This window comes from Nocardia sp. NPDC055321 (assembly GCF_053645575.1).
Window position 1 is genome coordinate 346949 of sequence record NZ_JBSHMS010000005.1, and the last position, 15458, is coordinate 362406.

Below are 15458 nucleotides of genomic sequence, written 5' to 3' on the forward strand. Positions count from 1 at the left end.
TCGATGATCTCCACCGACAACGACGCGCGAACCGGCACTCTCGATCGTGCCGGTCTGCGCCGGGTCCTGGCCGTGCTGTGCCTGACCGAAATCACCAGCTGGGGCATCCTGTACTACGCGTTTCCCGTCCTGGCGGTGTCCATCTCCCGTGACACCGGCTGGTCGCTGCCGGCGATCACCGCGGCGTTCTCGCTCGGTCAGCTCTTCGCGGCGCTGACGGGTATTCCCGTGGGGCGCATCCTCGATCGCGTCGGCCCGCGCGCGGTCATGACGGCCGGGTCGGTCTTCGCGGTGCCCGCGCTGGCAATGGTGGCGCTCGCGCCGAATATCGTTGTGTTCTATGCCGGTTGGTTCCTGGCCGGGCTGGCGATGGGCGCGGTGCTGTATCCGCCCGCGTTCGCGGCGCTGACCCGCTGGTGGGGCGAGGACCGGTTGAAAGCGCTGATGATCCTGACCCTGGCCGCAGGCCTCGCCAGCACCGTGTTCGCGCCGCTGACCGCCGCGCTCGAGCAGGGCACCGACTGGCGCACAACGTATCTGGTGCTCACCGCGATCCTGGCGGTGGTGACGATCCCGACCCACTGGTTCGGGTTGCGCGGTCCGTGGCCCCATCCACCCGCGCCACTCCACGAATCGTTCGACGATCACGCGGGCATCGCGCGCAGCCGCGCCTTCGCCCTGCTCGTGATCACCCTGTGCCTGGGCGCGTTCGCGACCTCCGCCGGTGTATTCAATCTGGTTCCGCTGCTGCAGGAACGCGGCTTCTCACCGACCCTGGCGGCGCTCGCGCTCGGCCTCGGCGGCGCCGGTCAGGTGCTGGGCCGCACCGGCTATCTACCGCTGGCCGCGCGCAGCACGGTCATGACCCGCACCCTGGTCATCCTCGCCGCCACCGCCGTCGCCACCGCGCTGCTCGGCGTCGTCACCGGCGTCACGGCGTTGATCGCGGTCTCGATCGGCGCGGGCCTGGTCCGCGGGATCTTCACCCTGGTGCAGGCGACCGCGATCACCGACCGCTGGGGCGCAACACATTACGGGCGGCTCAACGGCATCCTGTCCGCGCCGGTGGTGATCGTGATGGCGCTCGGGCCGTGGGCGGGCACGGCGCTGTCCGCGTGGACCGGCAGCTTCGCCCGCGCCTATCTGGCGCTGGGCGCCATCGCGCTCCTCGCGGTCGGCACCGGCGCGCTTGCCAAGGCGCGCGCGGTGCCGTCGGTGGGGTAGGCGCTCGCGGGCACTGTTCCGGGTCAGTCAGCCGGGTCGACCGCCAGAAAGCTCAGGTAGGCAGGGTGATCCGGATCCAGTACCACGGACTGGCCGGCGATCTTCCGGCGCAGGGCGGGCGGGAGCCAGTGGCGGGGAAGCTCGCCGGCGCGATGGCAACCCGCAAGCGATGGTTCGCGCGCAGGACGGCCTCGGTCGGGTTGATGTCGATGTCGATGTCGAACGGTTCGCCGGGGACCACGGGCAGGACCGAATCCGCGCGTAGCGGGTGCAGCGGGGAGACCAATTCACCGTCTACATAGGTGCTGTTCTTCTCGTCGATCGCGCGCAACGAGGACAGCAGCGCGCCGCGGGTCAGGGCCGCCGACGTGCCGTCGGGCTCGACATCGGTGACCGTGACCGACCAGAACGCCTCCGTCCCAGCGGTTTCCACCCGCAGGTGCAGATTCAGGGGGCCGCTCAGGACCAGGTCCGCGGGTAACGGCGCCGTGGTGAAGGTGACGGCCGCGGCCTCGGCCCGGCGGTCATCGGGCCTGCGGTCGCGGCGCAGCAGGCCGGCCATGCCGAGCGCCATGACCGAGGTGTTGCTGGACGCCAGGTGGCCGCGCCCGGTGGGCAGCGGCACGTGGACGGGGCCGGCGGGCGGGGCGCTCTCCAGTGACCCATCCGCTCCGGCGTGCGGGGCGGAACCGCTGGGGTCGGCGGAAAGATAGAGGCGGCGCACGGTCGCGGCGGGATCGGGAAAACTCGGCCGCGCCACCCACCCGCCGCCACCCTGGGCGCGAACCGTCACCGGCCCGAAACGGTCGATGCCGTTGTCGATTCCCCTGAGCCAGCGGTCGAACCAGGCGCACTGCAGCTCGTCCAGCGCTGCCGGATTGCCCGGTTCCCCGAAGCCCGAACCGAAGCTGATGTGGTAGCCGTCGTCGACGAGTACCTGCTTCGCGCCGCCATCGAGCGGAATGCGTTCGTACATGCGGAAATTGGAGCGGTTGTAGACGTCGTGCCAGGCCCCGTGGATCCAGGTGGCCGCCGAGATCTCCTCGAAGCGAGGGGTTCTGGCGGCCCACTGATCATTGAGGAAGGCATCCGGGTGCGCCTCACCGACGGCGATGCGGGCGGCCCAGCCCATATTGCTGAACGGGCTGCGGAGCCGATCGCGCAGGTACGGCGCGAGGATCCGATTGCGCACTATGCCGCGCGCGGAGGGCAGCCATTTCGCGGCGTTCACCCCGGCCATCCACAACCCCATGCCCGGCGTCGGCACGCCGCCGGTCAAGCCGAGTTCGCGAATCGGATCCTCGCCGCCGACGATCGCGAAGACCGCGTCCAGGCCCTCGGGCCGATGGCCGGCGGCGATCAGGGCGGCGATGGCGCCGTAGGACACGCCCGTCACCGCGAGATGCCCGTCGCACCAGGACTGTTCGCGAATCCAGGCCAGCGTCTGCACGTAGTCGAGTTGCTCGCGCGGTGCGAAGAAGTCCCAGACGCCCGTGGAGGATCCGGTGCCGCGCACGTCCACCACCAGACTCGCGTACCCGTGTTCGACCAGCGTGCGGTTGGTCGCCCACACGTCCACCGCCCCGCCCGCCGGAGTATGCAGCACATCGCGACCGGTGAATCGGCGCCGATCCGACCCGGCCCCCGCACCGGCAACCCGCCGCGCGCTCCCCGCGACCCGCGCGGCGACCCGGTTCGCGAGCCGGTTGTAGGGCGTGAAGTTCACGACCACCGGAAACGCCCCGCTCACGGGCGTACCCGGCGTGCGCGCGGGCCGAATCAGGTCCGCGCACAACACGACACCGTCGGACATCTCGATGGTGGCCGTCGGGTCCAGGTGCACCGCGGGGTACCGGGCGGGCCCGATGTCGAATCGCGCGTCCGGCGGCAGGGCCGGTGATCCGGGGTGCGAGGGCACGGACATGGGCGGTCCTCCGACATCATCGTCTCGGCGGCATACGGACTATCCGTCTGAGACAACAGGCGGATCAGTCCATGGTGCCCGACCCGGCGCGCTCCGGGCAGTGCATCAGCGGCAGAAAAACGATGTCGGTCTTTGGCTCGACGCACAACACCGGGCCGTGCGGCCCCGCGCCACCGGTTACCGCTCGCGGGACGGGGATTCGAAGCCCGCCCGGGCGGTGTAGCTCACGGTGGGCAGGTAGGGGCTCGTGACGTCGACTTCGCCACCGAGAACAGGGATGTACTGCTCGCTCGAATCCGTTGGCGGGCATGATGTTCCGGATCGAGCCCTCGGCTGCGGAGGTGGCACCGCCGGGCGAGGATTCATCCCGGCCCGCGCTCGGCCCGCGCGTCAGGCGGTTTCGCGCACCACCAGCTCGGGCAGCAGCAGCGTCCGAGTGGGTGCCTGCCCGCCGGAATCGATCAGCGAGCGCAGGATCTCCGACGCGCGGCGGCCGGACTCGGCGAACTGCTGGCGGATCGTGGTCAGCCCGAGGCCCTCGGCGAGCGGGCCGTCGTCGAAACCCGCCACCGCGACCGCGTCGGGCACGGACACCCCTGCGGCACGCAGGCCGGTGAGAAAGCCCGCGGCTAGTACATCGTGATGGGCGATGACGGCCGACGGGCGATCGGTGCGGGCGGCGACATCGGCGGCGAACCGGCGGGCCGCGTCGAAGTGGTTGTCCGGCAGGACGAGTTCCTCGATATCGCCGCCGCCCGCGGCGCGCAGCGCGCGTCGCATGCCGTCGCGCCGGAGCATGGCCGCGGAGACGAAACCGCCCGCGCGCTGGGGCTCGTGCAGGTAGGCCAGGCGCTCGTGGCCGCGCTCGAGCAGGTGGGTGGCCAGGGTGTACCCCGCGGCCTCGTCGTCGAAGGTGACCGAGCTGAAGGCGGGATGGGCCGAGTCGACCAGCACGGTCGGCGGACCCCAGCGCCGCAGTCGGTCCGCGCCCTGTTCGCCCAGCGGCACGCCCATGATGAGGAGTCCGTCGACATCCCCGCGCACGGGCAGGGTTTCCAGCAGCGGCGTGCTGGTCTCGGCCGCCGACGGCGCGTCGTGCACGACCACTTCGACATCGGCCGGGCCGAAGGTGTCCAGGATGCCGATCAACCGGGTGCGGTAGGTCTCGTAGCTGCTGAAGGGAGCCAGGACCGCGATTCTGCCGACCCGGCGGCGGGCGCGTTCGGAGGATGTCGCGCCCGGGCGGTATCCGAGCTCGCCGGCGACCTCGATGATCCGGTCGCGGGTCGCGGGCTTCACGCGGTCGGGGTGATTGAGCGCGAGCGACACCGTCGAGATGCTCACTCCGGCCGCCTCGGCCACCTGGTAGATCGTCACGCTCGAATGCCCCACGGTCTCACCCTATTCCATGGTCCGAACCCGGCTTCGCTGTGTTTGTTGACGCACGTCACAATCGAACGTAGAGTTCTTCGTAGAAGCACTTCGATGGAGGTTGAATGCCAGATTACATGCGTTTGGCCGCATCGGCGGGATGCGAACCGCCGGTCCTGGACTGGCTCGCCGCCAATCTGCGAATCTCCGCCGGGCTGCCCGGTCTCACGTCGCCGGACCGATCCGTGCGGCGCGCGGCGGCGCGCGAACTGTCCGACGCGCTCGCCGAGCTCTTCACCGTTCCCGGCCCGCCGGACTGCGAGGTCATCGAGTACTCGGTGCCCACGCGCGCCGGGCACATCACCGTCGTGCACTACCGGCCGCCGCTCGCCGACGGACCCCGCGCGGCGCATCTCGGGTTCCACGGCGGGGGCTTCGTCATCGGCAGCGTGCACGAGTCGATCAACGATCGGCTGTGGCGCACCCGCGCGGTCGCCGGCGGCCTCGACGTCTTCGACGTGGACTACCGGCTCGCGCCCGAACACCCCTTCCCGGCCGCGATCGAGGACGGCATCGACGCGCTGCGCTGGCTGCTCGACCGGGCCTCGGAGTTCGGGATAGATCCCGCGCGCATAGGCGTCGGCGGCAGTTCGGCGGGCGGCAACCTCGCGGCCCTGGTCGCCGTGCACGCCCGTGACCTCGGAATCCGGCTCGACCACCAGGTATTGGAGGTACCGGCAGCCGCCTTCGATATCGAGGACGACGAGTCGTACCGCGCCTACGCCGAACTCAACAACCTCGGCGCCGAACTGGCCGCGCTGCGCACCGATTACCTCGGAGCTGCCCGTCCGGACTCGGGCTGGGCCACGCCCGCCGATGTCGCCGATCTCACGAATCTGCCACCCGCACTGGTCATCACGGCCGAACTCGACCCGCTGCGCGACTGCGGCATTGCCTACGCCGAACGGCTCGCCGCAGCCGGTGTTCCGGTGCGGAGCTGGTGTGCCCCGGGGCAGTTGCACGGCACCGCCGCGATCACCGAGATCTCCGCCATCGCCCGTGATTGGCAGGACCGCGTCGCCGGTTTCCTGCGCAGCCGTAGCGAATCGACCGCGCCCGCCGCACGCTGAGGAGACCCGACATGCCACTCGACGCAGCTATCGTTCGCGCCCTGACCGAACTGGGTGTTCCCCTGCCGGAACCGACCACCGATCCGGGCGAACAGCGTAAGCGGGCCTGGGAATTCGAGCAGGCGGTCTTCCCGCGCATCGGGCTGCCCGGTCCCGCGCTGCGGACCCGTGATCAGCTCGTTCCGGTCGAGGGGTACCCGGATGTGACCGTGCGCCTGTACTACCCGGACACCGCCGCGACCGATCTCCCGGTCTCGCTGTTCTTCTACGGCGGCGGCTTCATCCAGGGCGGCCTGCATCATCCCGCCACCGATGCCCAGTGCGCCCGCCGCGCCGCCGACGCCGAGGTGGTGGTCGCCGCCGTCGATTACGCGCTCGCCCCCGAACATCCTTTCCCGGCCGCGCTGGAACAGGGGTACGCCGCGCTCGACTGGCTTGTCCGCGAAGGTGATTCGCTCGGCATCGATCCGGCCCGCATCGGACTGTGGGGCCAGTCGGCGGGTGGCAATCTGGCCGCCGCGCTGACCCTGCTCAACCGGGATCGCGCCCGGCACCCGCTGCGGCAGCAGATCCTCGAGGTCCCCTTCCTCGACCTGACCGACGATCCGGCCGAACGCGATGTGAGCGAAGCGGCTCCCGCGGAACGGGATTCGCTGGAGACGATTCTGAGCTGGTACCTGCCCGATCGCTCGCTGTGGCGCGATCAGCTCGTATCGCCCTTGCGCGCAGCCGATCTCACCGGCCTGCCCCCGGCCTACATTCTGACCGCCGGATGCGACGTGATCCGCCACGACGGCGCGCGCTACGCGGCGGCGCTGTCCGCGGCCGGGGTGCCGGTCTCGGCGATCGAACTCCTCGGACTGCCGCACAACGGCGCCCTCTTCGAACGCGTGTCACCCACCGCCCGCACGGCGGCCGTCGTCGTGGTGGACGCGCTGCGCGCGCTGCACGACTGAGATTCCGCTCCACCCTTTGGAAGACAATGATGTCCGAAATCGAATCCATGCCCGACACCGATGCCGCCGAACTGCCGGGCAGCACACAGTCGTCGCTGTTCCTGCCCACCCTGGTACTGGCCTACTTCGGCGCTGCACTGGCCGCGCTGTCGGCGGGATTCGTCAGCATCCCGCTGCGGCTCGCCGAACTCGACCCCGCCCACAAATCCGATCTGCTCTCGCTGACGGTCGCCGTCGGCGGCGTGGTGATCATCCTCGTCTCGGCGCCGCTCGGGCGCATCAGCGACGTCTCCACCTCCCGGGCCGGTATCCGCCGCCCGTTCATCCTCGGCGGTGCGCTGGTCAGCACCTTCGGCCTGGCGGTGCTCGCGCTCGCGCCGAGCGTGCCCGCCATCATCGGCGGCTGGGCCATCACCCAGGCCGGCTTCGGCGCGACCACCATGGCGCTGAACGCGCTACTGGCGGAACAGATTCGCACTCGCATCCGCGCGCGAGTCGCCGCCGCGTTCGGTATGAGCACCGCGCTCGCGCCGGCGCTGGGCAGCTGGCTGATCGGCGCGCTCCCCGATGATCCCGTGTTCTGGTTCGGCATTCCGGCGGTGCTCTCGCTGCTGACCAGCATTGCCATGGTGCTGGTGCTGCGCGACATCGTGCGCACCGAGCCCGTGCCGATCGATCCGCGCGGTCTGCTGCGCAGCTACTGGATCAATCCCATCCGGTATCCGGATTTCGCGTGGGCCTGGCTGTGCCGGCTGCTGGTTACGCTCGCGCTGGTATCGGTGGCGACGTATCTGCTGTATCTGCTCACCGACCGGCTCGGCCTGAGCGAAGACGACGCGACCACGGCGCAGGGCGGCGTCATCGGCGTCATGTTCGCCGCCAGTGTTCTCACCAGCGTGCTGTTCAGCTGGATCTCCGATCGCACGGGACGGCGCAAGGTGATCGTGTACTCCTCGGCGCTGTTCACCGCGCTGGGCTTGCTGGTCACGATGTCGGCGAGCGAACTGGTGGTCTTCACCCTCGGCATCGCGCTGGTCGGTATGGGACAGGGCGCGTTCGTCTGCGTCGACGTCGCCATGATGACCGAATTACTGCCCGACTCACCGGATTCCGGGGCGGGCGCCGGACTGGCCGTCATCGCCCTGTCGTACCAGCTGCCCCAGCTCCTGCTGCCGGTGGTGGCCACGCCCCTGCTGGCGCTCGGCGACGCCGGGCCCAACTACTCCGCGCTGTTCGCCGGCGCGATCGTCGCCGCCGTGCTCGGCGGACTGGTTGTTCTTCCGATTCGGACGGTGCGGTAATGAAGCGAAACATCGGATCCACGGGTATGACCCGGCGCGCAACGACTTCGGGGCGACCGCGCAGGCTGCTCGCCGCGGCCGTCGTCGGCATCGCACTCGCGTGCGGCGCGACACCGGTCACGGCGCAACCGCCCGGTGCGGCCGCGGCGATCCTCGACCGGCAGTGGCTGACCCCGCGCACACTGCGCATCACCGTCGCCACGGACGCCTTCGCCGCACCGGTGCCCGTCGAGATCACCTTCCCGGCCGGCTACGACGCCGACGGTGACCGGCGCTGGCCGGTGACCTACTACCTGGGCGGAACCGCGCACGACGAGACCACTTTTCGTTCCTACGACGGCGAGGATGTCACCGCGGCGTACCCGTCGCTCGTCGTCTCCCCGCGCGGCGACGCCGGCTACTGGTCCGACTGGCTGGGTGCGGGCGGAGCCTTCGCGCCGAAGTACGAGTCGTTCGTGATCGAGCAGCTCGTTCCGCTGATCGACGCCGGCTTCCGGACCATTCCCGAGCGCTCGCACCGCGCGATCATGGGGGAATCCATGGGCGGCTTCGGAACCATGATGCTCGGCGCCCGGCATCCGGACCTGTTCGCCGCCGCGGCAAGCCTGTCCGGCGTTCTCGACACCAACCTCCCGATCACCTGGGACCTGCTGGCGATATCCCCGCGCCTGCAGAACGAGGCGGGCGACGCGATCTACGGTTCGCGCGCGGCGCACGAAATCCGCTGGCGCGGGCACAATCCGGCGGATCTGGCGGGCAACCTCGCCGCCGTGGACCTGCAGCTGTACACCGGCAACGGGGTGTACGACCCCGCCGGCGGCGAAACCCAGGTCGAAGCCTCGGTCGGCTGCCCGCTCGAGGGCGGCATCATCAACCCGGCGAGCCGCAGCATGCACGCGGTCCTGACGGATCTGGGCATCGCGCATCGCTGGGTGGAACTGCCCTGGGGGTGCCACGGCGTCGCGTTGTTCGAAGCGCAGATGCGGCAGGCGATCGAGCGTTTCGAGCAGGTCTTCACCGCCCCGGCGGCGGCCCCGGCCGTCTTCGACTTCCGGTCGACAGAACCGTCTTTCGACGTCTGGGGCTGGTCGGTGGAGGCGGATCCGCAACGCGCCCTCGAATTCCTCGACCTGCGCGCGGTGAGTGCGGACGGATTCACCGTCAGCGGTTCCGGCGCGACCACCATCACCACACCCCCGATCTTCCGGAGCACGCCGACGGTCACCGTCGACGGCAAGGCCACGGCCGTGACCGTGGACGCGGCGGGCAGGCTCACCATCCCCGTCGATCTGGGCGCGGCGAACGAGCGTCAGCAGTACACCCCGGGAGCGAACACCGAGGTCCGCTCCGCCACGATTCGGATCCTGCGGAGCTGAACCGTATGGGTCACCCTGTGCGACAGGGTGACCGAGGTGTCGATGACCCGTCTTTGCGCACTGTGCACAACCTCGATGCTGGTCAGAGCTGTCCAGCCGTAGCGCAGGCAGTCGGCGGAGCAGCTCGGCGATAACGCCCTGAACGGTGTCAATGGGCGCGAAGCAGTCAATTTTTGGGGCATCCCCATCGCATTTCGCCGAGCGGACCGATACTGTCCGGTACAGCTGAGATTGTGGAGCTGCTGGTTCGTCGATGGGGACTGCGGGCATATGTTCGATTGGGATTTGCTGAGGAACACCTCCAGCGTGCACGTCATGACGCTGCTCGCCGAGGAGCGGGGAATGTCGGCCGCGGCATGCCTGTCCGGAACGAATCTGGCGCCGGAGGCGATCCTCGACCCGCACTCGGAGATCACCGCCCGGCAGGAACTCACGGTGGTACGCAACCTGATCGCCCGATTTGGGGACGAGCCGGGTCTGGGCGTCGCGGCGGGCAGTCGCTATCACATCTCGCTGTACGGTCCCTGGGGGCTGGCCATGCTCGCCAGTCGCACCTTGCGCGAATCGATCGAGGTGGCGCTGCGCTATGTGGAATTGGCCTTCGCGTTCGGGCAGGTTCGATTCGAGGAGACCGACTCCGAGGCACGGCTGATCTTCGACGATCACGAATTGCCCGAGGACGTGCGCGGTTTCCTCACCGAGCGCGTGCTCACCGGTATCCGGATGATCGGGCGCGAGCTGTTCCCCGCCGGTGTTCCGTTCCACCGCATCACCTTTCGGCACGCCGGCCCGGCCGACATCACACGCTATCGCGCGGCTTTCGGCATCGCCCCGGACTTCGACGCCGTGCGCAACGAGGCCGCTTTCGACAGCGCCTACCTCGATATGCCGCTGCCGCAGGCGAACGAATGGGCGCGGGGTACCTGTGAACAGCTGTGCCGGGATCTGCTCGCGCGGCGGCGAGCGCGCACGGGCATCGCGGGCACCGTTCGCGATCTACTGGTGCGCGATCCCGGCCGCATTCCCGACCAGGCGGAGGTGGCGGCCGGACTGTTCATCAGCCCGCGCACCCTGTCCCGGCGGCTCAACGAGGAGGGCACCTCGTTCCGGGCACTGGTGGACGAAGTCCGGCAGGTGCTGTCCGAGGAACTCCTCGAACACACCGAGATGACCACCGAGCAGGTGGCCGTGCGGCTGGGATACGCCGAATCCGCCTCGTTCATCCGCGCTTTCCGGCGCTGGAAGGGCTGCCCGCCCGGCGAGTACCGGCTGCGCCGAGCGCGGCCGGCGACCCTGGTCGGAGCCGGGGCGGCGTCGCATCCGTCAGGTCACGGTCAGATCCGCGACCAGTATTCGCGTCACGCGGGATAGTCGCCGCACCCTGCCCGGTAATTCGCCGGCCGCGCCCGCCTCCACGATGCGGGGGCCGGTGAAACGGCGCGTCGTGCGCCGATAGGTCACCTCGCCGCCACCGGCGAGCACATTGCGCACCCAATCCGATCCGGTTCCGTAGGGCAGCGGCACGTAGAGCCTGTCGTGATCGAAGTGCGCGAGTACCGGTGTGGTGAAGGGCTTTCCGGACCTTCGGCCGCGATGATGAATCAGGCTGTAGGGCGGAATCCTGCCGGCGTAGAGCCGTGCGAACCTATTCGTGACTCGGCGATTGAACAGCGCGAGCCACCGCGGCGCGATGCCATCCGACATCCCCGGCCGATCTGTATTTCCCTGCGCCATGGTCGATTCCACCCTGTCCACGCGAACGTGCGAATCTGCCGAAACTATCGGCGGTCGGCCTCGGTGACCAGATCAATCGCGGTCGGAGAATTGACGATTTCCGCCGTCATTCGCCTTGTCCGCAGATGTCAACCTCCTGGCATCTCATGGCGCGGTATCGAGACCCGCGGCGACCTAGCGTTTTCCTGACAGCTCGTTGTTCTTGGCATACAGGAGGATCCGGGTGAAACATTCCCGTCGATTGGCCCGCACGGTCTGCGCCGCGATCGCGGTGACGGCATTCACCGTGGCCGGGAGCGGTGCGATACCGGCGGGCGCGAACCCCGATATAAGCCCGCAGCCGCCGGATCCGGCCTATGTCCTGAATCAGATCGGGGATCTACTCGGCGGCACCTTGTCCGACGTCACGCGCCCGGGAATGCTCGACTATTTCGTCAAGGCCGGGATCATGACCGTGGCGGGCAACTGGACCGAGGCCTTCGAGGACCTCGCGAAACCGGAGACCTACAACTCGCCCGACGCCGCACTGCGATTGGCGAGCGCGGCGCAGCGGATCTTCGACACCCTGGCGCACGTCGAGCCCGCCGGAATCGGATTCCCGCCGCACCCGGACTACCTGCCCGACTGGAATCACGACGGCAACTTCGGCATCGCCGATACCGCGGGACAATTGCTCCCCGGCTTCGAATCGGACACCGTCCTGGACGGGGAATACGACCGGCCCGAGTACAACAGCGCGAAATTTCGCTATCCGTGCCTGAACCCCGACGGCACCGTCTGGTACGAAACCCTTTCCGGCGCTTGCGCTCCGGAAAACTCCGGCGCGGAGTTCAAACTCGGCGACGTTCAAAAGTTCCGAATCATCAACTCGCGGGGCATATCCATGGCCGCCATGGTGTGGATGCCCTACGGCGCACTGGAATCGGACCGGAAATATCCGGTCGCGGTGGGCGCGCCGGGTGCGGCCGAAGCGATGAACCACATCGGCATGTACGCCCAATCCGCGGCTCGCAACGGCTACATGACCGTCACCTTCGCCCAATCCGGTCAGCCCGACAGCGACGGCAACGCCCTGGACATGGTGCTGCCGCTGCTGAGCGTGCCGGATTGCTTCGCGCCCGGATCCTGCCGCGACGTCCAGGACGCGGTGCGCTGGGTGTTCAACGAACCCATCACCCCCGTCATCGATCTCGGCAACGAGCTGAACAACATTCTCATGGTGCCGCGCGTGAACCGACAGAACCCGGCCTACGCAGCGGCCGGGGGCGCGAACATCAGCAATCCGTGGATCGAGAAGATGGACCTGAACTGGGTCAATCTCTTCGGGCAATCCGTCGGCGCGGTCGGCACCTCGAATTACCTGAATTGGCAGGTCAAGGGGCACGGCATCGACGGCAGGCCACTGCCGAGAATCGCATCGGCATCGGTCATGTCGGGGTATACGGCGCTGGTGACCGACGTGCCGCTGCAGATGCAGACCGCGGATCTCGACATACCGGGGCTGTCGGGCTACGGCCTCACCAACTTCTATCAGCCGTTCTTCAATCCCACCGACGGGCCATTCGGCACGATGGATCGGCACCGCGACATTGTTGCCGGGGGTACCACCGCGCCGGTGCAGACAATCGTGTACGAGAGCGGCAGTCACGGCGATTCGATCAACTGGATCGGCGTACCGCGCAACATCACCTCACCCGCGCTCTCGGTGGCGTACTCGATGGACTGGTTCAATTGCCACGGCCGGCCCGACGCCGATGCCACCGCCTGCGCCGCGCTGAGTACACCGCGCGCGGGTCTATCGCGAGCCTTCGCCAGCGAGTACTCGCCGCAGGGCAGCGCGGGTCCCACTCTGTGCCTGCGCATTCCGGATCGCGCCTCCATCGGCCAGATGATTCGGCCCGAATGGTTCATCGACGCGATCAACGGCCGCCCGCGCTACAGCTGCACGGCGCAGGGCTGAGATCTTTCCTACTGTTTCGAGAGGTTCTCCATGTCTGGAGTACAACGACTGTGGGCCGCGAGTGCGGTACTCGCGCTCGCGGTGAGCGCGATCGCCGCCGGGCAGGCCGGCGCACAGGTAGCACCCGGATCGCATTCCGGCTCTTCGGAAGGCGCCGATCCGATCTTCCGGGAATCAGCGCAGTATCGCGTGGGCGGGCTGGGTCCGGCCGTGGGCGGGCAGACCATGGCATACGCCGATTTCGACGGAGACGGGGACACCGATGTGGCCGCCACCGGGGTGGTCGACGGAGTGGGTGTGCTGTTCGGTGACGGCCGGGGCGCACTGCGGCGAAATCAATTCGTACACACAGAAATCGGTGCGAACGCGGTGCAAGCCGGGGATCTGAACGGTGACGGCGCGGCGGATCTGGTGGTCACCAACTTTCTGAGCATCTCGGTACTGCTCAACGACGGCCGCGGCGACTTCGCGGTGGATCGGATCTACGCCACCGACGTCAATCCCGATGTCACGTACCGCACCGGCGGCATCCCGTTCGGTATCGCGCTGGCGGACTTCGACAACGACGGCGCGCTGGACCTGGCCTTCAACAATCTGGCGCCGGTGCCCGGTGGGGTGGGCATCATGCGCGGAGACGGATTGGGCCACTTCGCCGCACCGCAGTGGCGCGGAGTCGGACTCGGCAAGGCCAGCGTCATAGCCGGCGATCTGAACGGGGACGGTTACGCCGATCTGGCCATGCACGATCTGGCGACCTCGGGAGTGTGGGTGCTGCTGAACGACCTGCGAGGCGGATTCGACGCCCCGCGGTGGAATCTCGCAGCGTTGCCGAGTGAGGATCTGAAGCTGGCCGACGTCGACGGAGACGGTGCGCTGGATCTGCTCACGGCCAATATCGCGGGCTTCAGCGTCAGCGTGCACTGGGGTGACGGGCGGGGCAACTTCGGGCCACCGCAACTCATCGGACCGGCGGCCGCGCCGTGTGCGGTGGCAGTGGGGGATTTCGACGGCGACGGGATCATGGATATCGCTGCCGGACAGTACATTCCATCCACCGCCATGATCTTCAAGGGCAATGGGCAACGCGGTTTCGACTACATCGAGCAGCACACCATCGGCCTCGGCCCGCAAGCTCTGGAAGCCGTGGATCTCACCGGCGACGGCCGACTCGATCTCATCAGCATGTCCAGCCTGTCCGAGGACGTGGCGGTCATGATCAACCGCAGTGGCGAAAGAGGCTGACACGGTGCGTAATTCTCTTCTGGTATCGGCCATCGCACTCGGTGTCTTCGCGGCCGCGGTGACCAGCGCGGCGCCGAGCGCGACCGCGCTGGAACCGACGCTGTCCTTCGGCTCGAGTCTGGGCGGCACGAGCCTCAATCACTTCACCACCGTGCCCAGCGGTGCGCTGTTCGACGGCGATATCGTCACCTTGGCGCCGAGTATCAATGCGGGGATCATCGGTGTTCTTGCAGATGCCACGCCATTCGATGGCTTCTGCGCCACCGGAACATTCGTATTCGAGGCCAAGGGCGGGGCGAAGGAGGAAGTGCGCGTCGGTACCTCCTGCGGTATTCCACTGCCGTATCTGGCTATCGCTGAGAGGGCGGCGGGCGACTACGCCGAAGTCTGTGCGGTGGTAGAGATTGCCGCCCAGCCTCCCAGTGGGAACGATCCCGTGCAACGCACTGAGAATTGCTTCCGATTCCCGAACGATGCGACAACGGCCGCGCCGCCGCTGCTGCCGCCCTTCAATTTCAACGCGCAGATCCTCGGCTTCGATTTCAAGCACACCAACCAGTTTCCCGCGGGGGTTACCTATGACGGTGCGACCTGGGCGGTGAATCCGGAGTGGAACATTCTGACCATCGGATGGCTGGCGGATCTGGCGCCGTTTTTGAACGGCGACTGTGCGGAGGGGGCGGTGGTATTCGAGACGAAAGGCGGTGAACAGGAGGTGCATTCGCTGGCGCGGGCGTGTTCGAACGGGTATTTGTACGGGATTCTTTCGCAGCGGCCGGCCAAGGAGTACCGCATGGTGTGTATGTCGTCGGGCACCGTGGGGGATGGTGGGCAGCGGGCTTGCTTCCGGTTCGTCAACTGAAGGGGCGAGATGTGTGGGGCGGGTTGGCTGCGGTTCTGGACCTGCCCGGGGGAGAGATGACTGGATGACGGAGTACCGGCGGGAAGACATGGGTGACTCGGGTGCGGTGGGAGCCCTGCCGCCGGAGGGAAGCCTGGACAACGGAGTACCAGCGGGGCGGGTTGGGTGACTCGATTGCGGGTGAGTGCCCTACCGCCCGAAAGACGACTAGAAAACGGAGTACCGGCCGAGTTGGGTTGGGTGCCTCGGCGGCGGCGGGGAGCCCTGCCGCAGGAAAGAAGCCAGGACCAACGGCGTACCAGCGGGGGCACGTCGAGAGACTCGACGGCGGTTGGGTGCCGTACCGGGGAAAGGACGCCTGGATAACGGAGTACCAGC

At 68.3% G+C, this 15458-nt stretch carries 12 protein-coding genes; 9 read left to right on the forward strand and 3 right to left on the reverse strand.

Going from position 1 to position 15458, the window contains the following annotated elements:
* Positions 1-3 precede the first annotated feature (3 nt).
* Entirely contained in the window at positions 4-1224 is a 1221-nt protein-coding gene (locus tag ACWIGI_RS10765; RefSeq protein ID WP_454202136.1) for an MFS transporter, read from the forward strand.
* A 52-nt stretch (positions 1225-1276) separates the two neighbouring features.
* Here ACWIGI_RS10765 and ACWIGI_RS10770 read toward each other — a convergent pair whose 3' ends face one another.
* Positions 1277-3148 (reverse strand): CocE/NonD family hydrolase, encoded by a 1872-nt coding sequence (locus tag ACWIGI_RS10770; RefSeq protein WP_454202137.1) that lies wholly within the window; start codon positions 3146-3148, stop codon positions 1277-1279.
* A gap of 390 nt (positions 3149-3538) precedes the next feature.
* The gene (locus tag ACWIGI_RS10775) at positions 3539-4540 is read right to left on the reverse strand and encodes a LacI family DNA-binding transcriptional regulator (RefSeq protein WP_454202138.1); all 1002 of its coding nucleotides are present in this window, start codon (positions 4538-4540) and stop codon (positions 3539-3541) included.
* Positions 4541-4644: 104 nt separating this feature from the next.
* On the opposite strand from ACWIGI_RS10775, the gene ACWIGI_RS10780 reads away from it, so the two are divergent.
* The 5 genes from ACWIGI_RS10780 to ACWIGI_RS10800 all read left to right on the forward strand — a co-directional run bounded on the left by ACWIGI_RS10780 (position 4645) and on the right by ACWIGI_RS10800 (position 10653).
* Entirely contained in the window at positions 4645-5649 is a 1005-nt protein-coding gene (locus ACWIGI_RS10780; RefSeq protein WP_454202139.1) for an alpha/beta hydrolase, read from the forward strand.
* Positions 5650-5660: 11 nt separating this feature from the next.
* Positions 5661-6605, forward strand: coding sequence for an alpha/beta hydrolase fold domain-containing protein (locus ACWIGI_RS10785; protein WP_454202140.1), 945 nt, complete (start codon positions 5661-5663; stop codon positions 6603-6605).
* 29 nt (positions 6606-6634) lie between these two features.
* Positions 6635-7906, forward strand: coding sequence for an MFS transporter (locus ACWIGI_RS10790; RefSeq protein WP_454202141.1), 1272 nt, complete (start codon positions 6635-6637; stop codon positions 7904-7906).
* Complete coding sequence (locus tag ACWIGI_RS10795) at positions 7906-9282, forward strand: alpha/beta hydrolase (RefSeq protein WP_454202142.1); 1377 nt, start codon at positions 7906-7908, stop codon at positions 9280-9282. The genes ACWIGI_RS10790 and ACWIGI_RS10795 overlap by 1 nt, the downstream gene beginning before the upstream one ends.
* Before the next feature lie 285 nt (positions 9283-9567).
* Positions 9568-10653: an AraC family transcriptional regulator gene (locus ACWIGI_RS10800; protein ID WP_454202143.1), complete on the forward strand. Its 1086-nt coding sequence runs from the start codon at positions 9568-9570 to the stop codon at positions 10651-10653.
* Here the strand turns inward: ACWIGI_RS10800 and ACWIGI_RS10805 are convergent.
* The gene (locus tag ACWIGI_RS10805; RefSeq protein WP_454202144.1) at positions 10606-10986 is read right to left on the reverse strand and encodes a nitroreductase family deazaflavin-dependent oxidoreductase; all 381 of its coding nucleotides are present in this window, start codon (positions 10984-10986) and stop codon (positions 10606-10608) included. The genes ACWIGI_RS10800 and ACWIGI_RS10805 overlap by 48 nt on opposite strands.
* Before the next feature lie 253 nt (positions 10987-11239).
* Between ACWIGI_RS10805 and ACWIGI_RS10810 the strand changes: the two genes are divergently transcribed.
* The 3 genes from ACWIGI_RS10810 to ACWIGI_RS10820 are packed head-to-tail and all read left to right on the forward strand — an operon-like array spanning position 11240 to position 15080.
* Positions 11240-12976 carry a hypothetical protein gene (locus ACWIGI_RS10810; protein WP_454202145.1) on the forward strand — a complete coding sequence of 579 codons (1737 nt, stop codon included), beginning with the start codon at positions 11240-11242 and terminating at the stop codon, positions 12974-12976.
* Positions 12977-13006: 30 nt separating this feature from the next.
* Complete coding sequence (locus tag ACWIGI_RS10815; RefSeq protein ID WP_454202146.1) at positions 13007-14218, forward strand: FG-GAP repeat domain-containing protein; 1212 nt, start codon at positions 13007-13009, stop codon at positions 14216-14218.
* Entirely contained in the window at positions 14202-15080 is an 879-nt protein-coding gene (locus ACWIGI_RS10820; RefSeq protein ID WP_454202147.1) for a hypothetical protein, read from the forward strand. Before ACWIGI_RS10815 ends, ACWIGI_RS10820 begins: the two co-directional genes overlap by 17 nt.
* Positions 15081-15458 lie beyond the last annotated feature (378 nt).